The organism is Microbacterium sp. Ld4 (assembly GCF_045066555.1).
GTDB lineage: Bacteria > Actinomycetota > Actinomycetes > Actinomycetales > Microbacteriaceae > Microbacterium.
Map to the genome: position 1 here is coordinate 31,654 of NZ_JBISHE010000010.1, position 25,021 is coordinate 56,674.

Annotated in this window: 25 protein-coding genes and 1 riboswitch; of the genes, 7 read left to right on the top strand and 18 right to left on the bottom strand. The window is 69.1% G+C overall.

All coding sequences use genetic code 11. The features are described 5' to 3' along the window. The first annotated feature begins 5 nt into the window (after positions 1–5). The 3 genes from ACJJV7_RS05920 to ACJJV7_RS05930 are packed head-to-tail and all read left to right on the top strand — an operon-like array spanning position 6 to position 2,643. Complete coding sequence (locus ACJJV7_RS05920) at positions 6–947, top strand: ABC transporter ATP-binding protein (protein ID WP_405373113.1); 942 nt, start codon at positions 6–8, stop codon at positions 945–947. Next, positions 944–1,825: an ABC transporter permease gene (locus ACJJV7_RS05925; RefSeq protein ID WP_405373114.1), complete on the top strand. Its 882-nt coding sequence runs from the start codon at positions 944–946 to the stop codon at positions 1,823–1,825. The genes ACJJV7_RS05920 and ACJJV7_RS05925 overlap by 4 nt, the downstream gene beginning before the upstream one ends. Next, the gene (locus ACJJV7_RS05930) at positions 1,822–2,643 is read left to right on the top strand and encodes an ABC transporter permease (RefSeq protein ID WP_405373115.1); all 822 of its coding nucleotides are present in this window, start codon (positions 1,822–1,824) and stop codon (positions 2,641–2,643) included. Before ACJJV7_RS05925 ends, ACJJV7_RS05930 begins: the two co-directional genes overlap by 4 nt. On the opposite strand, the gene ACJJV7_RS05935 is transcribed toward ACJJV7_RS05930, so the two are convergent. The 3 genes from ACJJV7_RS05935 to ACJJV7_RS05945 all read right to left on the bottom strand — a co-directional run bounded on the left by ACJJV7_RS05935 (position 2,640) and on the right by ACJJV7_RS05945 (position 5,789). Beyond that, positions 2,640–3,626 carry an NADP-dependent oxidoreductase gene (locus tag ACJJV7_RS05935; RefSeq protein ID WP_405373116.1) on the bottom strand — a complete coding sequence of 329 codons (987 nt, stop codon included), beginning with the start codon at positions 3,624–3,626 and terminating at the stop codon, positions 2,640–2,642. The two genes, ACJJV7_RS05930 and ACJJV7_RS05935, sit on opposite strands and share 4 nt — an antisense overlap. 182 nt (positions 3,627–3,808) lie before the next feature. Continuing rightward, on the bottom strand, positions 3,809–5,248 hold the full coding sequence (locus ACJJV7_RS05940; protein ID WP_405373117.1) for an MFS transporter: 1,440 nt from the start codon (positions 5,246–5,248) through the stop codon (positions 3,809–3,811). 190 nt (positions 5,249–5,438) lie between these two features. Then, on the bottom strand, positions 5,439–5,789 hold the full coding sequence (locus tag ACJJV7_RS05945; RefSeq protein WP_405373118.1) for a Fe-S protein: 351 nt from the start codon (positions 5,787–5,789) through the stop codon (positions 5,439–5,441). A 66-nt stretch (positions 5,790–5,855) separates the two neighbouring features. On the opposite strand from ACJJV7_RS05945, the gene ACJJV7_RS05950 reads away from it, so the two are divergent. Continuing rightward, the gene (locus tag ACJJV7_RS05950; RefSeq protein WP_405373119.1) at positions 5,856–6,767 is read left to right on the top strand and encodes a DUF1963 domain-containing protein; all 912 of its coding nucleotides are present in this window, start codon (positions 5,856–5,858) and stop codon (positions 6,765–6,767) included. A gap of 17 nt (positions 6,768–6,784) precedes the next feature. Here ACJJV7_RS05950 and ribH read toward each other — a convergent pair whose 3' ends face one another. The 5 genes from ribH to ACJJV7_RS05975 all read right to left on the bottom strand — a co-directional run bounded on the left by ribH (position 6,785) and on the right by ACJJV7_RS05975 (position 11,436). After that, positions 6,785–7,258, bottom strand: coding sequence for a 6,7-dimethyl-8-ribityllumazine synthase (ribH, locus tag ACJJV7_RS05955; protein WP_405373120.1), 474 nt, complete (start codon positions 7,256–7,258; stop codon positions 6,785–6,787). Further along, on the bottom strand, positions 7,255–8,532 hold the full coding sequence (gene ribA, locus ACJJV7_RS05960) for a GTP cyclohydrolase II (RefSeq protein WP_405373121.1): 1,278 nt from the start codon (positions 8,530–8,532) through the stop codon (positions 7,255–7,257). The genes ribH and ribA overlap by 4 nt, the downstream gene beginning before the upstream one ends. Beyond that, complete coding sequence (locus ACJJV7_RS05965) at positions 8,529–9,173, bottom strand: riboflavin synthase (RefSeq protein WP_405373122.1); 645 nt, start codon at positions 9,171–9,173, stop codon at positions 8,529–8,531. Before ACJJV7_RS05965 ends, ribA begins: the two co-directional genes overlap by 4 nt. Continuing rightward, positions 9,173–10,195, bottom strand: coding sequence for a bifunctional diaminohydroxyphosphoribosylaminopyrimidine deaminase/5-amino-6-(5-phosphoribosylamino)uracil reductase RibD (ribD, locus tag ACJJV7_RS05970; protein ID WP_405373123.1), 1,023 nt, complete (start codon positions 10,193–10,195; stop codon positions 9,173–9,175). Before ribD ends, ACJJV7_RS05965 begins: the two co-directional genes overlap by 1 nt. 73 nt (positions 10,196–10,268) lie before the next feature. After that, positions 10,269–10,407: riboswitch (FMN riboswitch) on the bottom strand. Positions 10,408–10,476: 69 nt separating this feature from the next. Further along, positions 10,477–11,436: a sugar-binding transcriptional regulator gene (locus ACJJV7_RS05975; RefSeq protein WP_405373124.1), complete on the bottom strand. Its 960-nt coding sequence runs from the start codon at positions 11,434–11,436 to the stop codon at positions 10,477–10,479. Between the two features lie 115 nt (positions 11,437–11,551). Between ACJJV7_RS05975 and ACJJV7_RS05980 the strand changes: the two genes are divergently transcribed. Together ACJJV7_RS05980 and glpK are read left to right on the top strand one after the other, a co-directional pair. After that, the gene (locus ACJJV7_RS05980; RefSeq protein ID WP_405373125.1) at positions 11,552–13,249 is read left to right on the top strand and encodes a glycerol-3-phosphate dehydrogenase/oxidase; all 1,698 of its coding nucleotides are present in this window, start codon (positions 11,552–11,554) and stop codon (positions 13,247–13,249) included. Between the two features lie 30 nt (positions 13,250–13,279). Continuing rightward, on the top strand, positions 13,280–14,812 hold the full coding sequence (glpK, locus tag ACJJV7_RS05985; RefSeq protein ID WP_405373126.1) for a glycerol kinase GlpK: 1,533 nt from the start codon (positions 13,280–13,282) through the stop codon (positions 14,810–14,812). A gap of 6 nt (positions 14,813–14,818) precedes the next feature. Here the strand turns inward: glpK and ACJJV7_RS05990 are convergent, their stop codons facing one another. The 10 genes from ACJJV7_RS05990 to sdhC form a co-directional block, all read right to left on the bottom strand. After that, a complete protein-coding gene (locus ACJJV7_RS05990; protein ID WP_405373127.1) occupies positions 14,819–15,682 on the bottom strand; it encodes an Fpg/Nei family DNA glycosylase in 864 nt (287 codons plus the stop codon). A 74-nt stretch (positions 15,683–15,756) separates the two neighbouring features. Further along, complete coding sequence (locus tag ACJJV7_RS05995) at positions 15,757–16,215, bottom strand: hypothetical protein (protein ID WP_405373128.1); 459 nt, start codon at positions 16,213–16,215, stop codon at positions 15,757–15,759. After that, on the bottom strand, positions 16,208–17,212 hold the full coding sequence (gene trpS / locus ACJJV7_RS06000; RefSeq protein ID WP_405373129.1) for a tryptophan--tRNA ligase: 1,005 nt from the start codon (positions 17,210–17,212) through the stop codon (positions 16,208–16,210). The genes ACJJV7_RS05995 and trpS overlap by 8 nt, the downstream gene beginning before the upstream one ends. A 29-nt stretch (positions 17,213–17,241) precedes the next feature. Continuing rightward, the gene (locus ACJJV7_RS06005; protein WP_405373130.1) at positions 17,242–17,907 is read right to left on the bottom strand and encodes an SDR family oxidoreductase; all 666 of its coding nucleotides are present in this window, start codon (positions 17,905–17,907) and stop codon (positions 17,242–17,244) included. 43 nt (positions 17,908–17,950) lie between these two features. Continuing rightward, complete coding sequence (locus ACJJV7_RS06010; RefSeq protein WP_405373131.1) at positions 17,951–18,793, bottom strand: exodeoxyribonuclease III; 843 nt, start codon at positions 18,791–18,793, stop codon at positions 17,951–17,953. Between the two features lie 20 nt (positions 18,794–18,813). Continuing rightward, on the bottom strand, positions 18,814–19,968 hold the full coding sequence (locus ACJJV7_RS06015) for a YihY/virulence factor BrkB family protein (RefSeq protein ID WP_405373132.1): 1,155 nt from the start codon (positions 19,966–19,968) through the stop codon (positions 18,814–18,816). Positions 19,969–19,994: 26 nt separating this feature from the next. After that, a complete protein-coding gene (locus ACJJV7_RS06020; RefSeq protein ID WP_405373133.1) occupies positions 19,995–20,750 on the bottom strand; it encodes a succinate dehydrogenase iron-sulfur subunit in 756 nt (251 codons plus the stop codon). After that, positions 20,750–22,576 carry a succinate dehydrogenase flavoprotein subunit gene (sdhA, locus tag ACJJV7_RS06025; RefSeq protein WP_405373134.1) on the bottom strand — a complete coding sequence of 609 codons (1,827 nt, stop codon included), beginning with the start codon at positions 22,574–22,576 and terminating at the stop codon, positions 20,750–20,752. The genes ACJJV7_RS06020 and sdhA overlap by 1 nt, the downstream gene beginning before the upstream one ends. A 49-nt stretch (positions 22,577–22,625) precedes the next feature. Further along, entirely contained in the window at positions 22,626–23,087 is a 462-nt protein-coding gene (locus ACJJV7_RS06030) for a succinate dehydrogenase hydrophobic membrane anchor subunit (protein ID WP_405373135.1), read from the bottom strand. Then, positions 23,087–23,521, bottom strand: coding sequence for a succinate dehydrogenase, cytochrome b556 subunit (sdhC, locus tag ACJJV7_RS06035; RefSeq protein ID WP_405373136.1), 435 nt, complete (start codon positions 23,519–23,521; stop codon positions 23,087–23,089). The genes ACJJV7_RS06030 and sdhC overlap by 1 nt, the downstream gene beginning before the upstream one ends. A 205-nt stretch (positions 23,522–23,726) precedes the next feature. On the opposite strand from sdhC, the gene ACJJV7_RS06040 reads away from it, so the two are divergent. Next, entirely contained in the window at positions 23,727–24,842 is a 1,116-nt protein-coding gene (locus ACJJV7_RS06040; protein ID WP_405373137.1) for a mannose-1-phosphate guanylyltransferase, read from the top strand. Positions 24,843–25,021 lie beyond the last annotated feature (179 nt).

The following is a 25,021-nucleotide window of genomic DNA, read 5'->3' on the forward strand; positions in this document are numbered from 1 at the left end:
GTGCGGTGCCAGAACCCGTCATCCGTGCCGAGAACCTCGTCAAGGCCTACTCGGCGAGAGGGAAGCCCGACTTCGTCGCCGTTGACGGACTGTCGTTCGAGGTCGCGCCGGGGGAGTCCTTCGGACTGCTCGGCCCCAACGGAGCCGGCAAGTCGACGACCATGAAGATGATCGGCGCGGTCTCGACGCGGACGAGCGGCGACCTCTCGATCCTGGGTCTGGACCCCGACCGGTACGGCCCCGAGATCCGCTCGCGCCTGGGCGTCGTCCCGCAACAGGACAACCTCGACGGCGAACTCAACGCCCGCGAGAACCTCTACATCTACGGGCGCTACTTCGGGCTGCCGGGCAAGGTGTGCGCCCAGAAAGCCGACGAGTTGCTCGCCTTCGCGCAGCTCGAGGACAAGGCGAAGAGCAAGGTCGACCAACTGTCGGGCGGCATGAAGCGCCGGCTGACGATCGCACGAGGGCTCATCAACGACCCCCGCATCCTGCTCCTCGACGAGCCGACCACCGGGCTCGACCCGCAGGCGCGCCACGTGCTGTGGGATCGGCTGTTCCGCCTGAAGGAGCGAGGCACGACCCTCGTCCTGACGACGCACTACATGGACGAAGCCGAGCAGCTCTGCGACCGGCTGGTCGTCGTAGACAAGGGCCGCATCATGGCCGAGGGGAGTCCCGCCTCTCTGATCCGCGAGCATTCCAGCCGCGAAGTGCTCGAGGTCCGCTTCGGCTCCGATCGCAACGAACAGGCAGCGGCGGAGCTCCGCGGCATCGGCGATCGCATCGAAGTGCTGCCCGACCGCATCCTCGTCTACGCGACCGACGGCGAGGCCGCACTCGAACGCATCACGGCCTCAGGACTCCAGCCGATGACGAGCCTCGTGCGCCGGTCCAGCCTCGAGGACGTGTTCCTCCGCCTCACCGGACGGACGCTGATCGAATGAGCGACACCGCCCAGTCGGCGCCGCCGACGCTCGACGAGCTGCGCGCCGAGGCGATGGCGTGGGGCCGGAAACCCCGTCGCCGCGGCACCTGGTACGTCACGGAGCACATGGTGCGCGCCATGCGTGCATATGGATGGACGATCGTCGTCGGCGCGCTCGGGCAGCCCGTCCTCTATCTCCTGGGCCTCGCGGCGGGCCTGGCGGCGCTGATCCAGGTGCCGATCGTCGATCGCGGCGTCGAAGTCGACTATCTCGTCTTCGTCGCACCCGCTCTGCTCGTCACCGCCGCGCTCTCCGTCGCGTCGGAGGAGATGACCTACCCGGTCATGGCCGGCTTCAAGTGGCGACGGTACTTCTACGGGTTCAACGCGTCCGCACTGTCGAGCCCGCAGATCGCGAACGGCGTGATCATCGGCGCGGCGGCGCGCATGGGGTTCGCCGTCGCCGCGTACTACCTGTTCATCTGGTTGCTGGGCGCGATCGGCGTCGGTTGGGCGACGGTCCCGAACCCCGAGACCGGTTGGCTCGCGATCCCGGCGGGACTCCTCGCGGGCCTCGCCTTCGGCATCCCGCTCATGGCCTATGCCGGGTCGATCGAGGATGACAAGGGCCAGTTCGCACTGGTGCAGCGGTTCGTCTTCATGCCGATGTTCCTGTTCTCGGGCACCTTCTATCCGCTCGATACGCTGCCGGTCTGGCTGCAGTGGATCGGGTGGATCTCACCGCTGTGGCACGGCGCCGAGCTGGGCCGTCTCGCCACGTACGGAGCCGCCGTTCCGCCCGCGATGGTGGTCGTCCACCTGGCCTATCTGCTCGTCCTCACGGGCGTCGCCTACCTCTGGGGCCGGCGCATCTTCGTCGAGAGGCTCGCGAAGTGACCGCCGTCGTCGTGAACCCCGATGTCCGTCGCGGCGGCGTTCGGGCGCTCTGGGCGGGCAACCCGGGTGCCGTCGTCCAGCGCGGCTTCCTGGCCGCGCGCTCGTCGAGCTGGGCGGTGGTCCTCTCGGGGTTCTTCGAGCCCGTCTTCTACCTGCTCTCGATGGGGCTGGGTCTCGGCGCGCTCATCGGGGAGGTCCAGACCTCCCAGGGCACGGAGGTCTCATACATGGCCTACATCGCGCCGGCGCTCCTTGCCGTCTCGGCGATGAACGGCGCCATCTACGACTCCACGTGGAACGTCTTCTTCAAGCTCAACTACGGCAAGCTCTACGAGGGGATGCTGGCCACCTCGCTCGGTCCGCTCGACGTCGCGCTGGGCGAGATCCTCTACGCCCTCCTGCGGGGGCTGCTGTACGCCACCGGGTTCATGATCGTCATGCAGGTGATGGGCCTGAACCTGTCGTGGACGGCGATCCTCGCGATCCCCGCGGTCCTGCTCATCGCCTTCGGCTTCGCGAGCCTCGGCATGGCTGTCACCAGCTATATGAAGACGTTCCAGCACATGGACTGGATCAACTTCGTGCTCTTGCCGATGTTCCTGTTCTCGGCGACGTTCTACCCGATCACGGTCTACCCGGACTGGGTGCAGTCGATCGTCATGGCGCTGCCGCTGTGGCACGGCGTGGAACTGATCCGAGGGCTGACCACCGGCATCCTGTCGGTCGGGATGCTGTGGCACGTGCTGTACTACGTGGTGATGATCGCGATCGGACTCGTCTTCACCACCAAGCGGCTGCGGGCCCTGTTCCTGGATTAGCGGCCCGACTCCATGACCTCGCGCGCCTTGCGAATGCGGCGCGGGTTGACCGGGTGCGTGCCCAGCACGACCTTGCCGCGCGAGTGGAGCTTCTGCAGATCGTCATACGCCTCGGCGACATCGGTCAGCGGGTAGAAGCCCGAGACGAGCACGTTGACGACGCGCTTGTCGGCCAGTTCGACGACGCGCTGCAACTGCTCGGTGCCATGAGCGACGGCATCCGGTTCGTCGGAGAGAAGAGCCACCTCCCGGTCGCGCCGGTCGGCGCTCGAGCGGAACTTTCCGGCCGGAACCCCGAGCTCCTCAGCGAGGGCGTGACCGTCCTGACCGAAGTTGTCGATGAAGGCGGTGACGCCGTCGGGCGCGAGCGACCGGATACGGGCGGCGATCCCCTCGCCGTAGCGCACCGGCTTCACGCCGAGCTGGCGGAGGTAGTCGAAGTTGCGGTCGCCGCACGTCCCGATCACGCGGGCGCCGCGGTGGAGGGCGATCTGCGCCTCGATGCTGCCGACACCACCGGCCGCCGCCGAGATGACGACGGTGTCGCCGGAGCCGATCTTGAGGTCGTCGACGATGTCGAGCGCGGTCACGCCCGCGAGATAGAGGCCGCCCGCGGTCTCGAAGGGGAGGTTTCGGGGCTTCTTGACCAGACGGTCGACGGTGAGGGTCACGTGACTGGCCTGAGCGCCGGCGCGCAGATGACCGACGACCTCGGTACGCACCGGGAACCCCGTGGTGTCCGGCCCCACGGCGATGACGATGCCGGCGAAGCAGCTGCCCGAACCGCGCGGGAACGGGTCGTCCCACTCCTTCTCAGCGCCGGCTCGGACGAATCCGTCGATGTGATTGAGACCCATGGTCATGACCTCCACGGTCACTTCACCGGGGCCGGGCTCCGCGAGCGGCGCCGAGACGAGATGCAGTTCCTCGGGCCCGCCCGTCCGGTCGTATTGGACCACGGATGCGTGGGTGACCTTCTTCATGGCGCGCTCCTTCAGGGCTGGTGAGACCGACACTAGATCCGTTCACCCGAGAACGGGAGCTCTTGACGGGGCCCGCTGCGCGTGATCGCCCGGAGGGCTGTGAGCAGCACATGACGAGGGGCGGATGCCGCATGACACCTGTCGGTGGGATGCGGCATCCGCCCCTGCGGAATGCGGACCGGTCAGGACTTCCGGGCGACCCCGATATTGGTCTCGTACTCGACGTCCTTCGTCTCCTTCGACAGCCACAGGGCGACGAAGGTGAGGATCGCCGACGCCGACAGGTAGACGCCGACCAGCCAGGGGGATCCTCCCGCAGCCGCCCAGAGGGCCGTGGCGACGATCGGCGCGAGCGCGGCGCCGAGGATCGACGAGACGTTGTACGAGATGGCCGAGCCGGTGTACCGGACGTTGGTCGGGAAGAGCTCTGGCAGGAGCGCACCCATCGGACCGAACGTCGCGCCCATGAGCATGAACCCGAAGACGAGGAACGCCTGCACGAGGGCGCCGGAGAACTTCGGGTCCATCTGGGGGAGCAGGAAGACGGTGAACAGCAGACCGAAGACGAAGATGCCGCCCGTGATCCACAGGAGCAGGCGTCGCCGGCCGATACTGTCGGCCACCGGGCCGGACAGCAGGGTGAAGATGCCGAAGAACACGACACCCACGATCTGCATGATCACGAAGTCCGTGTACCCGAATCCGAGGCCGGGCACGTAGGCCGCTGCGTCGAAGGCTGTACCCGCTGCTTCCGCAGCAGCGCTCGCGCCCTCGGTGGTCGGCTTGGTTCCGTAGGCGAGGGTGAAGCTCGTCATCAGGTAGAAGAGCACGTACGTGGCGAGCATGATGAACGTGCCGAGGATGAGCTGACGCCAGTGGCCGCGGACGACCTGTCCGAGCGGGAACTTCTGGATCGCGCCGGTCTTCTCCGCCTTCGAGAAGGTCTCGGACTCGACGAGCTTGAGGCGCACGTACAGGCCGATGATCACCATGACGGCGGAGAACAGGAACGGCACGCGCCATCCCCACGCCAGGAACTCCTCGGAGCGCAGCGCCGGACCGTCGGGGTGCGGGAGCGCGAAGTAGATGATGAGGAAGACCGAGTTGGCGATGATGAACCCGATCGGCGCGCCGAGCTGCGGGAACGTTCCGTACCAGGCGCGCTTGCCCTTCGGTGCGTTCTCTGTCGCCACGAGAGCAGCGCCCGACCACTCGCCGCCGAGCGCGAAGCCCTGTGCCAGGCGGAGGATGAGCAGCAGGACCGCCGCCCAGGCGCCGATGTCGCCGTACGTCGGGAGCAGTCCGATCAGGAACGTCGCGACGCCCATGGTCAGCAGCGATCCGACGAGGGTGGCCTTTCGGCCGTACTTGTCACCGAAGTGGCCGAAGATCACGGCGCCGATGGGACGGGCCACCATCGCGGCGCCGAAGATGCTGAACGACAGCAGCAGCGACGTCGTCTCGTTGCCCGTCGGGAAGAAGAGGAAGGGGAAGACCAGGACGGCGGCGGTCGCGTAGACGTAGAAGTCGTAGAACTCGATCGTCGTCCCGACGAGGCTCGCGGTGATGACGCGCGAGCGGGGATTGGCGGGAGCAGGGGATGCCACGGTGGCAGAAGACATGCGGGGGACCTGTCGGAGAAGAGCGGTGAGGTCCTCGTGGGACTCGTCGGCGGCGGATGTCTTCACAGGGATGATGCAGAGACATCACAGCACGGGGATACCGAACGACGGCATGATGGCCGCCGCACAAACCTCAACTCTACTCTTCGCTCCCGCGCTGGGCCGTGCGCGCCCAGGCGTGAGGCCGAGGTCAGCGCCAGATGACCGCGAGTCCCGCATTGAGGAGCGTTAGGGCGCCGATCGCCCAGAAGATCCCGGCGGGCGTCGTGCCCGACTTCCGCAGCCGCGCGGCGCCCGCGCCCAGCAGTCCGCCGATGATCACGAGGACGACGAGCTTGATGCCGATCTTCGCGTAGTTGAGATCGCCCGTGAGGCCCCACGGCGCCGAGAGTGCGAGGCCGGCGATCAGGGAGATGCCGAGTCCCCAGTGCATGATGCGCGTGACGCGTCGCCGGCCGACCGCCTCGACCACCCACGCTCCGAACACGGTGGCGAACCCGACGAGGTGGATGAGGACGACGACACTGCGCAGGATCTCCATGCCCTCAGGCTACCTGAAGGTAGACCGGATCCCGCGCACGCTCGGTGACGATGCGAAGGTGGAGCGATGACCCTCAAAGACGAAGACCGACCGCCGATCCACGGCTGGCGCATGCAGGCGATCGAGTGGCTCGAGCGGGACGAGTACGCCGCGGCGCGTCTCGGCGAAGACATCGCCTTCACGGTCGCGTACTCCGAGCAGTCGTGCAATCCCGGGATGTCCGAGGTGGAGCGGGCCTGGGGTGGTGGTGGTCTCTCCTGGGTGGGCGGTCCCGCCGGCGGAGGGGCCGGTGAGCCGTGGCCTCGTCGTCACGATGGGAGGCCGCTCGCTCACGTCGCGACATTCGATCTTGCCGACGCGAGAGGGGTCATCGGTGACGACACCCGCACCGAATGGCCGGGCGATCAGGAGGGGCTCCCTGAGGTCGGGGTTTTGGAGGTGTTCCACGATTGCGAGACCTTCGGTCACGATCCGGCAGAGGCAGACCACGGCGCCTGGCACGTGCGATGGGTCCCCGCTCCTGATCGATCCGCGCTCGACGCCGGCCCCGCCGACCGCGATAACGCGTCGGACGCGTGCCAGGCGATGCTCGCCTTCGGCACCTTCTCCGTTCGTTCCGCTGACGACTTCCTCGGCGCTCGGTCGGCGGAACTCGCCGCTGCGGAGGCGGCGAACGACCAGATCCAGCGCATGTGGTCGTGGCAGCGCACGCTCGTCAAAGCAGCGGGCCCCCGGCCCATCACCCACCTGTACGGACACTCGCAGCACGGTGATCAGTGGCCGATGCGCGCGTGCCTTCCGCATTGCATCCCGCTCGCCGCCGCCGGGGATCGGTACCGGTTGATCGCGGAGATCGAGAGTTCGACAAGCCTCGCGGGATGGTTCGGGGATGCGGGGAGCCTCGAGGTCTGGATGCGGGCATCAGATCTCGAAGCGAGGGCCTTCGATCAGGCGTGGTGCCTGATCCGGGACGCCTGACGCGATCGGTCTGCGGGTCAGGCGCGGAGCTCGCGGAGGGTCAGGGCGGTGCGGATGGCGGCATCCGCGGCTTCGGCGCCCTTGTCCTCCTTCGAGCCGGCGAGACCGGCCCGGTCGATGCCCTGCTGCTCGTCGTCCAGGGTGAGCACGCCGAATCCGACGGGCTTGCCGGTGTCGAGGGCGACGCGGGTGAGGCCGTCGGTCGCGGCCGAGGACACGAAGTCGAAGTGCGGGGTCCCGCCGCGGATGATGACCCCGAGCGCGACGGCGGCATCCGCCCCCGCATCGAGCGCGGCCTTCGCCACGACCGGGAGCTCGAAGGAGCCCGGCACGCGAACGAGGCGCCATGCCGCACCCGACGCGTCGAGCACTCGTGTCGCGCCGGCGATGAGTCCGTCGGTGATCTGGTCGTGCCACTGCCCGGCGACGACGACGACGGAGAGTCCGCTCGCGTCGACGGCTTCGGTCTTGGGTGCTCCGTGTCCGCTCATGCGGTCTGCTCCTCACTGTGGGCGAGTGCGTCGCGCAGCTCGCCGGCGTCGATGATGTGCCCCATGCGGTCCGCCTTGGTCGCCAGGTACTGGTGGTTGTTCGCGCCGACGCCCACCAGCAGGGGGACCTGGTCGACGATCGTCATGCCGAGGCTCCGCAGCTGCGCGACCTTGTCAGTGTTGTTGGTCAGCAGGCGCACCTTCTCGATGCCGAGATCCTGCAGGATACCGGCCGCCGCTGCGTAATCGCGCGCATCGGCCGGCAGGCCGAGGGCGAGGTTGGCGTCGACGGTGTCGAGGCCGCGCTCCTGCAGGCTGTACGCCCGGAGCTTGTTGATCAGGCCGATGCCGCGTCCCTCGTGACCGCGCATGTAGATGACGATGCCGCCGTCCTTGTCGATCGCGTCGAGTGCGGCTTCGAGCTGCGGGCCGCACTCGCATTTGAGCGACCCGAACGCCTCGCCCGTGAGGCACTCCGAGTGCACCCGCACGAGCGGGGCCTCCTCGGTGAGGTCGCCCGAGACGACGGCGATGTGGTCGGTGCCGGTGATGCGGTCCTTGTACGCGAGGAACCGGAAGTCGCCGTGCGAGGTCGGAACGTTCGCCTCGGCGCGCAGGCTCACGCGGCGCTTGGCGATTCCTGCGGTCAGGGCTGCGCCCGTGCCGTCCGCGCCGTTCAAGTAGGTGATGAGCTGCTCGATGGTGATGACGGGGATGCCTTCGCGTTCGCCCATCTCGAGGAGTCCCGGCATCCGCATCATGCTGCCGTCGTCCGCGACGACCTCGCCGATGACGCCGACGGGAGCGAGCCCGGCGAGCAGCATGAGGTCGACGGCCGCCTCGGTGTGGCCCGCGCGCTCACGCACGCCGCCGTCGACGGCGCGGAGGGGCAGGACGTGCCCGGGTCGGATGAGCGAGGCCGGGGTGGAGGACGGGTCGGCGAGGACGTTGACGGTGCGGGCGCGGTCGGCCGCGCTGATGCCGGTGGTGACGCCGTCGGCGGCGTCGACGCTGACGGTGTACGCGGTGCCGCGGCTGTCCTGGTTCACCTCGACCATCGGCGGGAGATCGAGCCGATCGGCCCAGTCGGCGGGCATGGGGGCGCACAGGAACCCGCTCGACCACCGGATGGTCCAGGCGAGCCACTCCGGCGAGGCGAGCTCGGCGGAGAGGATGATGTCACCCTCGTTCTCGCGGCTCTCGTCGTCGGCGACCAGGATCGGTCGGCCTTCCTTCAGGGCGGCGATGGCGACGGGGATGGGGGAAAGGCTCATCGGGAGCCTCCTTCGTGTGCGGAGGGATGTTCTGCGGGTGAGAAGCGGAGGAGGCGCTGCACGTGGCGCGCCAGGATGTCGGTCTCGAGGTTGACCCGGTCGCCGGTCGACAACGCACCGAGGGTCGTGACGTCGAGGGTCTCGGGGATGAGCGACACTTCGAGCCAGTGCTCGGCCGCGCCGGGGTCGGAGACGGCGGAGACCGTCAGCGACACGCCGTGGAGGGCGACCGAGCCCTTGTCGACGATGAGCGGGGCGAGGTCGGCCGGCACGCCGATGCGGATGACGCGCCACTGGTCGCCGGGGCGCACCCCGAGGACCGTGCCGGTGCCGTCGATGTGGCCCTGGACGATGTGACCGCCGAGGCGCGCGTGAGCGGCGAGTGCGCGTTCGACGTTGACGGGCGATCCGACCCCGAGTGTGCCGAGCGTCGACATGTCGAGCGTCTGCTTCATCACGTCGGCGGTGAAGCCGTCGTGAGTCTGGTCGGTGACCGTGAGGCACACGCCGCTGATCGAGATGGAGTCTCCCCGGGCCGCGTCCGACACAGCCAGGGGGGCGCGCACGCTCAGACGCACGCCGTCGCCCGAGGGCTCGATCGCGGTGATCGTGCCCTGCTCTTCGATGATGCCGGTGAACATCAGCTGTTCTCCTTCGGTCGGGCGATGACGAGGATGTCGTCGCCGAGTCGTTCGAGGTCTGCCAGCGCGAAGCGGCGCTGATCGGTGATGGTGGTGATGCCGAGGTCGCCGACGGCGAGGCGGTCGCCGCCCAAGAGGGTCGGGGCGATGTAGACGAGCAGTTCGTCGACCAGACCCGCCCGCAGGAACGATCCGGCGAGTGTGGGCCCGCCCTCGATGAAGACGTGGTGCGCGCCCAGCTCGAGCAGGCGCTCGAGGAGGTCGGGGAGGTCCTCGCCGTCGTCCTGCATGAAGTGTCGGGGATGCCGGCGCAGGCGGGCCTCCTGCGGGACCGCCCGTGTCCCGACGACGACGGGCCGGGGCTGATCGTCGTGGAGCGATCCGTCGGGGCGGCGGGCGGTGAGTGCCGGGTCGTCGGCGAGCACGGTGCCGGTGCCCGCGATGATCGCGTCGGCCTCGGCGCGGCGGCGGTGCACGTCGTGCCGGGCGGCCTCACCGGTGATCCACTGGCTCGTGCCGTCGGATGCCGCAGCCCGCCCGTCGAGTGACTGCGCCCACTTGACGGTGACGTGCGGACGTCCGAGGCGCTGCACATCCATCCAGGACGCGAGCAGAGCTGCTCCTTCGTCGGCCAGCTCACCGGCGACGACGTCGACGCCCGCTTCGCGCAGGCGCTCTGCTCCGCCCCCGGAGGCGACCCCGGGGTCGGACACCGCGAAGACGACGCGGGTGATCCCGGCGTCCAGGAGGGCGACCGCGCAGGGGCCGGTGCGTCCGGTGTGGTTGCAGGGCTCCAGGGTGACCACCGCGGTTCCGCCGGCGGCGGCGCCCGAGGCGAGCTTCGACAGCGCGTCGACTTCGGCGTGCGGGGTCCCCGCGCCGCGGTGCCACCCTTCGGCGAGCACCTCGCCGTCTGCGCTGAGGATGACGGCGCCGACCTGCGGGTTCACGCCGCGGGGGCCGTTCAGGGCGAGCGCGAACGCGCGGCGGAGCGCGGTGCGCTCGGCGTCAGTGGCACTCATCCGGATCCTCACGATGGGGACTCCGGGGCAGGGCGCAGGCGGCGAAGGGTCCACGGACACGTCCGCGTACCTCTCGTGCTGCCTCCCATCCGGACTAGCGACTTGCGTCGCATCACCGTCGGTTCCGGAATTACACCGGATCAGCAGATCCCGAGGGATCCGCTCGCGGACTGTCACCGCCGGTTCGGATTCTCACCGACCCCGGAGCACATTTCTTGCTCTTGAGTGTAATCAACCGGCATCCGCACGTTTCATTCCCCCGTGCGCAGGAAAAGTCGCCCTCAGTTGGCGAGTGCCCTGGCCGTGGCCTCGTCGATCACGAGTTCGGTCACGAGGCGAGCGGCGAGGGCGCCGCGGAGACTGTCGGCCTTGTCGACCCCCGAGACGACGCACACGCGCTCGGGAGCCTGGCGCAGGACGTCGAAGCGCGGCCCGCTCGCGCGATCGTTCAGCGCGATCCCCTTCGTCGAGCCGTCGAGCCGGTAGAAGACGGTGCCGACGTCGCCGACGACGCCGGCAGAGTCGAGGGCGTCGATCTCGTGCGGCTCCAGATACCCGCCTGCGTACACGTGGCTCGGGACGCGCGATCCGGCCGAGCCGACGCTGAAGACGACGAGGTCCATCGCCTCGTGCATCGCGAGGATGCGCGCCGTGCTCCGCTCGCGCCACATGGCCTGCTTCGTGCGGGGGTCGTCGAAGAACGCCGGGACGGGGAACTGCTGCGCACTGCCTCCGTAGGCGAGGGCGAAGCGGCTCAGGATGTCGCTGGCGTAGAGGAGGCCCGTCGTCTGCGTGTTCCCCGATCCGTTGAGCTGCACGAATGTCGTCCCGCGGACGGCCTTGGGCACGAGCCGCCGGCTGACGGCGGCGGTCGTCGACCCCCAGGCGATGCCCACGGTCGTATCCGACCTGACGAGGTCGCCGAGCAGGTGCGCGGCGGCCGTGGCCACCCGCTCCAGTCGTTCGACCTCGCTCGCATCGTCGGGAACCGGCACGACGTGCGCCGTGATGCCGTACCGGTCGGCGAGGGCCTGCTCCATCAGCTGGGGAGCCGCGAAGGGCGACCGGATGCGGATGTCCACGATGCCCGAGGCCCGGGCGCGAGAGAGCAGCCGCGAGACCGTCGACCGAGAGGTCCCGAGCTCGCGGGCGATGGCCTCCATGGTGCGTTCCTGCACGTAATAGAGGTGCGCGGCCGTGAGTGCGCGCTGCACGTCAACGGCGTCGAGAAGATCATCCACGAGGAGAGTCTGCACGTATGTGCAACCCGACTGCAATCCCGTCCATCGGGTGCGATCATGAGACCACGCCGCAGACCGGGGCCCACCGCGGGCCCTCGACGACAGGGAGCACGCCGTGAACACTCAGATCCGCCGCACCAGCGAGGACCTCCGCGCGCGTCCGACCGCAGACGTCCTCATCGTCGGCGGCGGCATCAACGGCGTCGCGACCTTCCGCGACCTGGCCCTTCAGGGCGTCGACGTCGCGCTCGTCGAGCGATCCGACTTCATCTCCGGCGCGTCCGCCGCCTCGAGCCACATGATCCACGGCGGAATCCGCTACCTCGAGAACGGTGAGTTCCGCCTCGTCCACGAGTCGGTCACCGAGCGCAACGACCTCCTGTCGACCGCGGCGCACTACGTTCGCCCCCTCCGCACCACCGTGCCGATCTACTCGACCTTCTCGGGCCTGTTCTCGGCGCCGCTGCGGATGGTGCTCCACCGCAAGACGGGGAGCACCGAACGAGGCGCCCTGCTGATCAAGGTCGGCCTCATCATCTACGACTCGTTCTCGCGCGGTGGTGGCCGCGTGCCGCGTCACACGTTCCACGGGCGTCGCCGCTCGCTGCAGGCACTGCCCGAGCTGAACCCGGCGGTCAAGTACACCGCCACATACTGGGATGCCTCGCTGCGCGACCCCGAGCGACTCGGCCTCGACCTCGTCCGCGACGGGGTCGCCGCCGGGGGAGACCGCGCCCGCGCAGCGAACTACGTGTCGGCCGTGGGTAGCCAGGGCGACGCCGTCCGGCTCCGCGACGAGGTGACCGGCGAGGAGTTCGACTTCACGGCATCCGTCGTCGTCAATGCCAGCGGACCCTGGACCGACCTGACGAACGACGCGCTCGGCCGTCCCACGCAGTACATGGGCGGCACCAAGGGCTCGCACATCGTGCTCGACCACCCCGAGCTCCTGCAGGCCACCGGCGGACGCGAGCTCTTCTTCGAGCACTCCGACGGGCGCATCGTCCTGATCTACCCGCTCAACGGCCGCGTCCTCGTCGGCACGAGCGACCTCGAGCACGACATGTCCGAGCCGGCCGTCTGCACCGAGGAGGAGGTCGACTACTTCCTCGACCTCATCGGCCACGTCCTGCCCGCGATCGCCGTCGACCGCAGCCAGATCGTCCACCGCTACTCGGGCGTGCGCCCGCTGCCCGGTCACGGCGACGTCGCGGCAGGATTCGTCTCCCGCGACTACCGCATCGAGACCGCGCCGCTCACCCCGCAGTCGACCACCCCCGTCGTGACGCTCATCGGCGGGAAGTGGACGACGTTCCGCGCCGTCGCCGCCACCCTGACCGATCGGGTCCTCGAGCGCTTGGGCCGCACCCGCCGCCGCGGCACGAAGGGCCTCCCCATCGGTGGCGCCGTCGGTTTCCCGCGCACCGACGGCGATCGCGACCGCTGGGTCGCCGATCACCTCGCCGACGTCCCGGCCGAGCAGGGCGCCCGCATGCTGCACCGCTACGGCACCCACGCCGTCGCCGTCGCCGCGGCCCTGCGGGCAGACGGGACGAGCGAGCCGCTCGAGACCCTGCCCCGGTACACGACCGGCGAGCTCCGCCACATCGCCCGCGCCGAGTCGGTGGTCCACCTCGACGACGTGCTCCTGCGCCGCACGAACATCGCGTTCCGCGGCGAAGCGACCGCCGAGGTCGTCGCCGAGCTCGCGGAGACCATCGCCGACGTGATGGGGTGGGATGCCGCAGCGCGTCGGGTCGAGATCGACCGGGCGCTCGCCGCGGTGCACGCGGCAGAGCCGGCGTCGGTCTGACCGGCGCCACGGCCTCGAAAGGGAGTAGACGTGACGGACCATGTGATCGCCATCGACCAGGGCACCACCTCGACGCGCGCGATCGTGTTCGACGGGCAGGGCGAGCTGCTCGCGACGGCGCAGCGTGAGCACGAACAGGTGTTCCCGCGCGCGGGACGCGTCGAGCACGACCCGGTCGAGATCTGGACCAACACCGAGTGGGTGCTCGCGCGGGCGCTGAGCCAGTCCGGTCTATCGGCGGGAGACGTCGCGGCGATCGGCGTGACCAATCAGCGCGAGACCGCGATCGTCTGGGACCGCCGCACCGGCCGGCCCGTGCACAACGCGCTCGTCTGGCAGGACACGCGCACCCAGCCCGCCATCGATCGCCTGATCGAGACGCACGGCGTCGACGCCTTCGCCGAGGTGACGGGTCTGCCCCTCGCGTCCTACTTCTCCGCCTCCAAGATCGCCTGGATCCTCGACAACGTCGACGGCGCGCGCGAGGCCGCCCGTGCGGGCGACCTGCTGTTCGGCACGCCCGACACCTGGGTCGTCTGGAACCTCACGGGCGGGAGCGACGGCGGCATCCACATCACCGATGTGACCAACGCGAGCCGCACCCTCCTCATGGACCTCCGGAACCTCGACTGGTCGGAGGAGATGCTCTCCGTCTGGGACATCCCGCGGGAGATGCTCCCCGAGATCCGCTCGTCGTCGGAGGTGTACGGCGAGGTCGTGCAGCCCCGGGTGGCCCGCGGCATCCGCATCGCCGGGATCCTCGGAGACCAGCAGGCGGCGACCTTCGGTCAGGCGGCGTTCGACGCCGGCCAGTCGAAGAACACCTACGGCACGGGCAACTTCCTGCTCGTGGGCACGGGAACCGAGCTCGTCCGGTCGGAGGCCGGCCTCATCACGACGGTCGCCTACCAGCTCGGCGACGAGGCGCCACGCTACGCCCTCGAGGGGTCGATCGCCGTCACCGGGTCGCTCATCCAGTGGCTGCGGGACAACCTCGGGATCATCTCCGAATCCGCTGAGGTCGAGCGGCTCGCCCGCAGCGTCGAGGACAACGGGGGCGCGTACTTCGTGCCTGCGTTCTCGGGGTTGTTCGCCCCGCACTGGCGCCCCGACGCGCGCGGCGCTCTGGTCGGTCTCACGCGGTTCGTCACGAAGGCGCACATCGCCCGTGCTGCCCTCGAAGCCACCGCGTTCCAGACCCGCGACGTGATCTCGGCCGTCGTCTCCGACACCGGGCGAGACCTCAAAGAGCTCCGCGTCGACGGCGGCATGACCCGCAACGACACGCTGATGCAGTTCCAGGCCGACATCCTCGGCATCCCGGTCATCCGGCCGAAGGTCGTCGAGACGACCGCGCTCGGCGCCGCCTACGCTGCCGGGCTCGCCGTCGGCGTCTGGCCCGACTGCGATTCGCTCCGAGGGTACTGGCAGGAGGACGTCCGGTTCGAGCCGCAGATGCCGGTGGATGAGCGCGAGCGCCGCTTGCGGCTCTGGGACAAGGCCGTCACGAAGTCGATGGGCTGGGTCGACGACGACGCGCGGGTGCTCGCCGGAACCGTCTGACCGGACCTACTTGAGAAGCCGCGAGAGGCGACGGTCCGCGAGGATCTTGCCGCCGGTCTGGCACGCCGGACAGTACTCCAGGCTGTTGTCCGCGAAGAACACCGACCGCACCTCGTCGCCGCACACCGGGCACAGCTCGCCGCGGCGGCCGTGGACGGACATCCCGCGCCGCTTCGCGTCCTTGAGGTCGGCCGGGGGGCGTCCGGATGCCGCGGCGACGGCATCGGCGAGCGTGCCGCGGGTCGCCTCGTACAGCCGGTCCACCTCGTCGCCGGAGAGCGTCGCCGCGAGGGCGTAGGGCGAGATCTTCGCGGCGTGGAGGATCTCATCGGAGTAGGCGTTGCCGATGCCCGCGACGATCGACTGGTCGCGGAGGACCCCCTTGATCTGCGTCCGGCGCCCCGCGAGCAGGCCGGCGAGGGCCTCCCGGTCGAACGAGGGGTCGAGCGGATCGGGTCCGAGTCGGGCGATGCCGGGGACATCGCCGGGGGAGCGGGCCGCGTAGTACGCGAGCGACTTCTTCGTTCCGGCTTCGGTGAGGTCGAATCCGGATCCGTCGTCGAACGCGACCCGGAGGGCGATCGCCGTCTTGCCGGGGCGGATCACGGTCGCGGGGAGCGTCTCGTACCACCGCAGCCAGCCGGCTTTGGCGAGATGGAAGATGAGGTGCACGCCGGCGGAGGTCGTCAGGTCGATGAACTTGCCGTGGCGGCGGGCATCCGTCACCGTCGCCCCGACGACCGCGTCGATGGGCGGATCGTACGTCTTGAGGGCGGCGATGTTGGCGACCGACGTCTTCGTCACCGTGAGGCCGACCGCGCGGCCACGCAGGAAGTCGACGAGTCCCTGCACCTCGGGCATCTCCGGCATGGGCTCATCCTGCCACGGCCTGCCGGCGGAGCCCGAGGGGGTTGCGAACCGATCGCGTCTCCCGCAGGCGCCGGTCAGCCTTCGGGGTGCTGGGTGATCCAGACGCCCATCGCGGCGAGGTTCCCCAGCGGCGCCATTGCGCCCAACTGCGGTGCGTCGAAGACGAGGGACTCGACCCCCACCTCGGCGAACGAGGCGACCCAGGCGGCGGCGTCGGGGAGCGGCACGGCCAGGAGACGGTTGGCTTCTTCGGCGGGAATGCCGAAGCTCGCGGCGCCGGCAGCCGCCCGGTCGGCGGTCGAGAACGCGAAGATCGCCGGGCCCGAGTCGGTCGTCGCCGCGTACGGCGAGGGCTCCTCGTCGGTGCCGCGGGCGACGAAGATCCACGTCGGAAGGGCGAACACGGCTCGCCAGAGCTTCTCCTGCGCGGCGACGTCCGATGGCGCCGCCATCGAGGCGACAGCGGCGGCGTCGATGGCCTCGATCAATTCGGGCGCGGGATCGAGAGGTGCGGGGACGAGGTTCTCAGCCACGGCGCAGCAGCCCCACCTTGTCGTAGACGTCCGAGAGTGTCGCGTCGGCGACCTCCTCGGCGCGCCCGGCATTCACCGCGAGCACCCGATCGAGTTCGGCCGGGTCGTCGAGCAGTTCGAGGGCCCGCTGGCGGACCGGTCCGAACTCGCTCACCACGACCTCGGCGAGGCCCTTCTTGAAGTCTCCGTAGCCGCGGCCCGCGTACTCGTCCTCGATCGCGGTGATCTCGCGCCCGGTCAGGGCCGCGTAGATCACGAGGAGGTTCGAGACACCGGGCTTCGCGTCGCGGTCGTACCGGACGACACCCTCGGAGTCGGTCACGGCACGCATGACCTTCTTCGCGGATGCCGCGGGGTCATCGAGCAACCAGAGCACACCGGCATCCGATTCGGCCGATTTCGACATCTTCGCGGTCGGGTTCTGCAGGTCGTAGATCCGGGCCGTCTCCTTCTGGATGACGGGCTTCGGGATGCGGAACGCCGCGCCGTACCGGCTGTTGAAGCGTTCGGCGAGGTCGCGGGTGAGTTCCACGTGCTGCTTCTGGTCGTCGCCGACCGGGACGATGTCCGTCTGGTACAGAAGGATGTCGGCGGCCATGAGAACGGGATACGTGAACAGTCCCACGCTCGTGGCATCCGTTCCGTAGCGCGAGGACTTGTCCTTGAACTGGGTCATGCGGCTGGCTTCGCCGAAGCCCGTGACCGTGGAGAGGATCCAGGCGAGCTCGGCGTGCGCGCGCACGTGCGACTGCACGTAGAGCGTGGACTTCGACGGCTCGATGCCCGCGGCGATGTACTGGGCGGCGGTGCGGCGGGTCTTCTCGCGCAGCTCGGCGGGATCGTTCGGCTGGGTGAGAGCGTGCAGGTCGACGACCGAGAAGAAGGCTTCGTTCGCCTCCTGGAGCTCCCGCCACTGGAGCAGCGCGCCGATGTAGTTTCCGATCTGGAGGGAGTCGGCGGAGGGCTGCATTCCGGAGTAGAGGCGGGGTTTGCTCATCCGATAATCCTAGGCGCGAACGTGCGGCGTCAGAAGCGAGCCGAGAACCCGCCATCGGTGTGGAGCAGCTGCCCGCTGATCCACCGGCCCTCGTCCGACACGAGGAAGGAGGTGATGCCCGCGATGTCGCGGGGCGTGCCGGCGCGACCGAGCGGCTGGAGCGCCGTCAGGGACGTGCGCGTCTCGTCGTCCATCCACCCGGTGTCGATGGGGCCGGGATTGACGGCGTTGGACGAGATGCCCAGCGGACCCAGCTCCCGCGCGGCAGAGATCACGATCCGGTCGAGCGCACCCTTCGACGCGCCGTAGGGAAGGTTCCCGGTGGTGTGGTCGCTGGTGAACGCGACGATCGCGCCGCCGTCCGCGCCGATCTGCCGGGCGAAGGCGGCGATCATGAGCAGGCTCGCACGCGCGTTGACGGCGACATGGCGGTCGAAGCTCTCGGCCGTCGTGTCGAGGATGCCGCTCTCGATGTCGTGGGCATGGCTGAGCACGAGGGCCGACAGGGTGCCCCGCTCCTGCGCGATGCGCTCGATGAGTTCGGTGGGGGCCGCCGGGTCCGACAGGTCGCACGGGTAGTCGCCTGCGTCGAGGTCGCTCGTCACGACGTCCCACCCGTCGGCGGAGAGCCGGGGGACGATGCCGGCGGCGATGCTGTTCGGGCGCGCAGCGCCGGTCACGAGTACGAGGGGCATGGGGACGAGAGTAGCCCGCGGCCGCGTGCTCGATGCCAGAGGGTCAGGAACCGACGGTGTAGTCGGCCACGACCGGGGCATGATCGCTCCACCGGGCGTCCCACGAGGGGGCCCGCACGACGCGGTAGTCCGTGACGCGCGGCGCGAGGGCGGGCGACGCGAGGTGGTAGTCGATCCGCCAGCCGGTGTCGGTGTCGAACGCTTTGCCGCGATTCGACCACCAGCTGTAAGGGCCGTCGACCTCGCCCGCGAACGTGCGACCGACGTCGGTCCAGCCCAGTCCGACGCCGGAGCCGCCGTCGACGGTGGTCACGGTCTCGCCCGCGGGCGCCGTGAACCGGTCGAAGTAGGCGCGCTCCTGCGGGAGGAAGCCGGCCTTCTTGACGTTGCCCTTCCAGTTGCGGATGTCGAGCTCGCGGTGTCCGACGTTGAGGTCGCCCGTGACGACCGCGAGCCCGGCGGCGAGCTCCGGCATCCGTGCTTCCATCGCGTCGAGGAAGGCGTACTTCGCCACCTGCTTCTCGGTGCCCACCTCGCCGGTGAAGACGTAGGCGCTGACCACCGTCAGCTGCTCGCCGTCGACGTCGATGTCGGCCTCCACCCAGCGGCCCTTCGAATCGAGGTCGTCGTCGCCCAGGTCGACCCGCCAGATGTCGAGCGGCTCGCGTGCGGCGATCGCGACTCCCGCACGGCCCTTCGCGAGCGCCTCGTCGTTGACGATGTGCCACCCCGGGAGAGCGGCGGCCAGATCGGATGCCTGAGCGCGTACCTCCTGGAGGGTGAGGATGTCGACGTCGGCGGTGTCGAGCCAGCCGTGCATGCCGTTGCGCGCGGCGGCGCGGATGCCGTTGACGTTGACGGAGGCGATGCGGAGAGAGCGGGTCACTCGATCGAGCGTAACCGCGGTCACCGACGTCGAGCGTCGACGCGGCGCTGCATCCGGCGGGCACTGCGCAGGCGCAGCGCTGCTGCCGGCCGCTGCCACCCGTGCGCCTCTTCGAGGCCCACCTCGGCATCGCGCACCTCCGCATCGGCGACGAGGCGGCGGGCGCGCTCCACGCGGCTCCGGTGGTCCTCGTCGCTCGGCGCCACGAGCGGAACGTCGGCGTCACCGGCCGCGACGGCGACCCACGACGCGCTGACGAGGATGACGATCCCGGCCACCCGGAGCCACAGCAGCATCCCGACGAGGATCGAGAACGTGGCCAGGAGCGGGTTGGTGGGGGAGTAGGCGGCGAGGAAGCCGGCACCCAGCTGCAGCAGGCTCAGAGCGGCGCCGCCGAACAGCGACGCCGGCAGGATGGATCGCCAGGGGAGGGAGGTTCCGGTCAGGAAGCGGATCAGCGATCCCAATGCGGCGGAGTTCAGAGCGAAGCCCACCAGCACCGATGCGATGCGGCTCAGCACGTCGACCGACGTCGAGGCGTAGGGCAGGTTCAGCACGGTGAACAGCTCGGCGACGATGCCCCCGGCGATCAGCCCGAACGCAGCCCCGAGGACCAGCGCGATTCCGAACAGGAGGGCCGCCGCGAAGTCCTTGAGCTTGAGCATCACGAAGCTGCGCATGTCGAAGGGCAGTCCGAAGATGTCGCGGACGGCGCGACGCGTGAACGTCACGAACCCGATCGCCGTCCAGATCGCGATGGCGAGGGCGACGGCACCCGTGACGGCGAGGAGGCTCCCGCTCTGCCGGGCCACCGTGGCCACGTCGTCCGGGTGCACCGGACCGCTCGCCGAGATGAACTCGGGGATGTAGGAGTTGACGACACGGATCAGGGCCGTGATCGCGCGCTCTGACCCGCCCACCCAGACGCCCGCCACCGCGAAGGCGGCATAGAGCGTCGCGAAGAGCGCGAAGAGCGACTGGTAGCTGATGCTGGCCGCCAGGAGGAAGCCGTTCCGCTGCAGGAAATGACGCCACACCCGGATCGGGAACCAGGCGAGGGTCTTCTGCGTCAGCGCGGTGGCCCGCTCGATCGGCTCCTCGAGCCGACCACGAAGAACCGACGCATCCCAGCGGTCACGCAGGGATGCGTCGGTGTCGGTGTCGCGTGAGCTCACGGCTCTTCCGGCGGCGGGGCGATGGCTCAGCCGCGCAGCACCGCCTGCTTGACCTCGGCGATGGCCTTCGTGATCTCGATGCCGCGGGGGCACGCCTCGGTGCAGTTGAAGGTCGTACGGCAGCGCCAGACGCCCTCCTTGTCATTGAGGATGTCGAGACGCACGTCACCGGCATCGTCGCGCGAGTCGAAGATGAAGCGGTGGGCGTTGACGATGGCGGCGGGGCCGAAGTACTGACCGTCCGTCCAGAACACCGGGCACGAGGACGTGCAGGCGGCGCAGAGGATGCACTTGGTCGTGTCGTCGTAGACGGCGCGGTCGGCGATCGACTGGATGCGCTCCTTGCCGGGCTCCGGCGCGGACTTCGCCTGGAGGAAGGGCTGCACGTCGCGGAAGGACTCGAAGAACGGGTCCATGTCGACGATGAGGTCCTTCTCGAGCGGCAGGCCCTTGATCGCCTCGACGTAGATCGGCTTCGAGATGTCGAGGTCCTTGATCAGCGTCTTGCAGGCGAGCCGGTTGCGGCCGTTGATGCGCATGGCATCCGAACCGCAGATGCCGTGGGCGCAGGAGCGACGGAAGGCGAGCGATCCGTCGACATCCCACTTGATGCGGTGAAGCGCATCGAGCACGCGATCGGTCGGGTACATCTCGACGTCGTAGTCGACCCAGTGCGGTTCGGCGTCGACTTCAGGGTTGAAGCGACGCACGATGAACGTGACGAGGTACGACTGGATGGCTTCCTCGACGGGAGCCTCGGCTGAGTCTGCGACGAGGGTCATCAGTACTTCCTCTCCATGGGCGGGTAGTTGAACTCGCCCTGCTCGTTCTTGGTGAACACGACCGGCTTCCAGTCGAGTCGGATGTGGTCCTCCGGGTCCGCGGAATGCGGGTCGCCCGTGAGGTACGCCATCGTGTGCTGCATGAACTGCTCGTCGTCGCGGTCGGGGTAGTCCTCGCGCATGTGGCCGCCGCGGCTCTCCTTGCGGTTGCGGGCGGCGTAGGCGACGATCTCGGCGATGTCGAGCAGGAAGCCCAGCTCGACCGCCTCGAGGAGGTCGGTGTTGTAGCGCTTGCCCTTGTCGTCGACGTGGATGTTCTGGTAGCGCCCGCGCAGATCGTTGATCGTGCCCATGACGTTGGTCAGGGTCTCCTCGGTGCGGAACACCTGGGCGTTCGCGTCCATCTCCTCCTGCAGCTTCTTGCGGAGGGTCGAGATGCGCTCGGTGCCCGGGTTCGACCGCAGGCCCTCGATCATCTCGCGGACCTCCTTGGCGGGGTCCTCGGGGAGGGGAATGAAGTCGGCGGTCTGGACGTACTCGACGGCCTTGCGGCCCGAGCGCTTGCCGAACACGTTGATGTCGAGCAGGGAGTTGGTGCCGAGGCGGTTGGCGCCGTGCACCGACACGCACGCGCACTCGCCCGCGGCGTACAGCCCGGGGACGACGGTCGTGTTGTCTGCGAGGACCTCGCCGTCGACGTTGGTGGGGATGCCACCCATCGCGTAGTGCGCGGTCGGCATGACCGGCACCGGCTCCACGACCGGGTCGACGCCCAGGTAGGTGCGGGCGAACTCGGTGATGTCGGGCAGCTTCGTCTCGAGCACCTCGGCTCCGAGGTGCGTGCAGTCGAGGTAGACGTAGTCCTTGTTGGGGCCGGCGCCGCGGCCCTCGAGGACCTCCTTCACCATGCACCGGGCGACGATGTCGCGCGGGGCGAGGTCCTTGATCGTCGGGGCGTACCGTTCCATGAAGCGCTCGCCCGAGGCGTTGCGGAGGATCGCTCCTTCGCCGCGAGCGCCCTCGGTGAGGAGGATGCCGAGTCCGGCGAGCCCGGTCGGGTGGAACTGGAAGAACTCGATGTCCTCGAGGGGGAGGCCCTTGCGCCAGACGATGCCGACGCCGTCGCCCGTGAGGGTGTGGGCGTTCGAGGTCGTCTTGAAGATCTTGCCGAACCCGCCGGTGGCGAAGACGACGGCCTTCGAGTGGAAGACGTGCAGGTCGCCGGTGGCGAGCTCGTACGCGACGACGCCCGCGACCTGGGTCTTGCCGTCGGCATCCTTCACCGTGATCAGGTCGAGCGCGTAGAACTCGTTGAAGAAGTTGATCCCGAGCTTGACGCAGTTCTGGAACAGCGTCTGGAGGATCATGTGGCCCGTGCGGTCGGCCGCGTAGCAGGCCCGGCGGACCGGGCTCTTGCCGTGATCGGCCGTGTGGCCGCCGAAGCGCCGCTGGTCGATCTTGCCGTCGGGCGTGCGGTTGAAGGGGAGGCCCATGTTCTCGAGGTCGATGACCGCGTCGATGGCCTCCTTCGCGAGGATCTCAGCGGCATCCTGGTCGACGAGGTAATCGCCGCCCTTGACGGTGTCGAACGTGTGCCATTCCCACGAGTCCTCTTCGACGTTGGCGAGCGCCGCCGCCATGCCACCCTGCGCCGCACCGGTGTGGCTGCGGGTCGGGTACAGCTTCGTGATGACGGCCGTCTTCGCGCCGGGACCGGCTTCGATGGCGGCGCGCATCCCGGCGCCGCCGGCGCCGACGATCACGATGTCGAACTGGTGGTAGTACACGCCGTCTTTCACGACGGTGTCTGCGGTCTGAGTGCTCACGTGAGGGTTGCCTCTGTTCTGTACGTCTGCATGCGGGCTCTCGCCCGACTCAGTTCTGGGCTGCGCACACTTCAGCGACGACACTGCCGTCGCTGAGGTTGGGGATGCAGGGGTCGAAGGTGAAGACGACGAGCGTGCCGAGCAGGATCATGAAGGCCGCGACGGCCCACAGGGCGACCACGAGGATGCGGCGGGTCTTCGGGCTCGTCACGTAGTCGTTGACGATGGTCCGCATGCCGTTCGTGCCGTGGATGAAGGCCAGCCACAGCATCAGCACGTCCCACCACTGCCAGAAGGGGCTGGCGAGCTTGCCGGCGACGAACGCGAAGTCGAGGCCCGAGATGCCCTCACCGAGCATCAGGTTCACGAAGAGATGGCCGAAGATCAGAACGAGCAGGACCACGCCCGACACGCGCATGAAGACCCAGCCCCACTTCTCGAGGTTCGGTCCCTTCTTGCGGATGCGGGAGCTCTGCGGGCTGCGGGGAGCCGCGAGGGTGTCAGCGGTCATCAGTGTCCTCCTCCGACGTGCGACAACACGATCGGGATGTGCCGTGCCGAGAAGGCGATCAGCGTGACCGCCCAGACGGCGAGCACGCCCCACCACAGCTGACGCTGGTGGCGCGTGGCCCACGGCCACAGGTCGACGGCGATGATGCGCAGTCCGTTGAACGCGTGGTACACGATGGCGCCGACGAGGGCGACTTCACCGAATCCCATGATCGGGTTCTTGTACGTGCCGATGACGGCGTCGTACGCGTCCGGTGCGACGCGGATGAGTGCCGTGTCCAGAACGTGGACGAGCAGGAAGAAGAAGATGGCGACGCCGGTGATGCGGTGCAGCACCCACGACCACATTCCCTCGTTGCCGCGGTACAGCGTGCCGCGCGGAGTCCTCGACGTGGTCTCAGCTATCGACGGTGTGACGCGTGCTGGTGCAGACACGGTCGTCCTCCCTTGGATGAGATGGGACGCCCTTCGTGCACGTCGGTCAGCGGCATCAGGGGATGTCGCCCTCCGTCGCACGCGGGCGCTCTCCCATCCTACGGGCGCAAATCGGGGCTCGGCGAGGAAGGCAGGCCTAAGTTGTCTCGACGTCGAGAGAACTCGGGAGACGGGCGCGCCCGCGCGGCCCCGATAGGGTTCGATCATGGTCGACCACATCGAGGACTTCTACGCCGTCATCCCCGCAGGAGGGGTGGGTTCGCGGCTCTGGCCGCTCTCCCGGGCCGACGCGCCCAAGTTCCTGCACGACCTCACCGGAGCCGGGCACTCCCTCCTCCGGGAGACCTGGAATCGCCTCGAGCCGCTGGCCGGCCACGACCGGATCGCCGTCGTCACCGGCCGCGCGCATCGCGCCGCGGTCGAGGAGCAGCTCCCCGGCATCCCCGACATGAACGTGATCCTCGAGTCGGAGCCGCGCGACTCCGCCGCGGCGATCGGCCTCGCGGCCGCGATCTTGCACCGCCGGCATCCCGACGTCATCATCGGGTCGTTCGCGGCCGACCATGTCATCCGCGGAACCCGCGTCTTCGAGTTCGCGGTGCGGGATGCCGTCGAAGTCGCCCGCCAGGGGTACATCTGCACGATCGGCATCTCACCGTCGGAGCCGGCCGTCGGCTTCGGGTACATCAAGCGCGGCGCCGAGCTGGTCGTCGACGGCGCGCGCGATGCGTCGCTCGTGGAGCGGTTCGTCGAGAAGCCCGACCTCGAGACCGCGAAGGAGTACGTGGCCGACCGCTCCTATCTCTGGAACGCCGGCATGTTCATCGCCCGGGCCGATGTGCTCCTGGCCGAGATCGAGGCGAACAATCCCGCTCTCCATGCTGGGCTCATGGAACTCGCCGAAGCGTGGGACGACCGCGAGCGGCGCGGACCCGCCGTCGACCGGATCTGGCCGCGCCTCGAGAAGATCGCGATCGACTACGTGGTCGCCGAGCCCGCTGCCGAGAAGGGCAAGCTCGCCGTCGTCCCGGGCCACTTCGACTGGGACGACGTCGGAGACTTCGCGAGCCTCGCCAAGCTGAACTCCAACGCGCGCGGCAACGACCTTGCCATCCTCGGCGAGAACGCGCGGGTGCTCTCCGATGCGGCGAGCGGGATCGTCGTCTCGCGGACCAGCCGGGTCATCAGCATCATCGGCGTGAAGGACATCGTGGTCGTCGACACCGACGACGCCCTCCTGGTCACGACGGCCGAGCACGCTCAGCGCGTGAAGAGCGTTGTGGACGCGCTAAAGATGACCGGCCGAGGCGACGTGCTCTGACCCCGAACGGGGCCCGATCCGACGGGGGAGATTGAGCAGGATGCCGGTGGCGTGACGGATTGATTGCGTCTTTGTAACCATTGCCCGGTTCGGGCCCGATCAGCGTGCACCGCGCGTGTCACAGTCGGTAACTTCGTGTGCGCACCCCCGCGAAGTCCGCGGGTTGTCTTCCGTGGAGG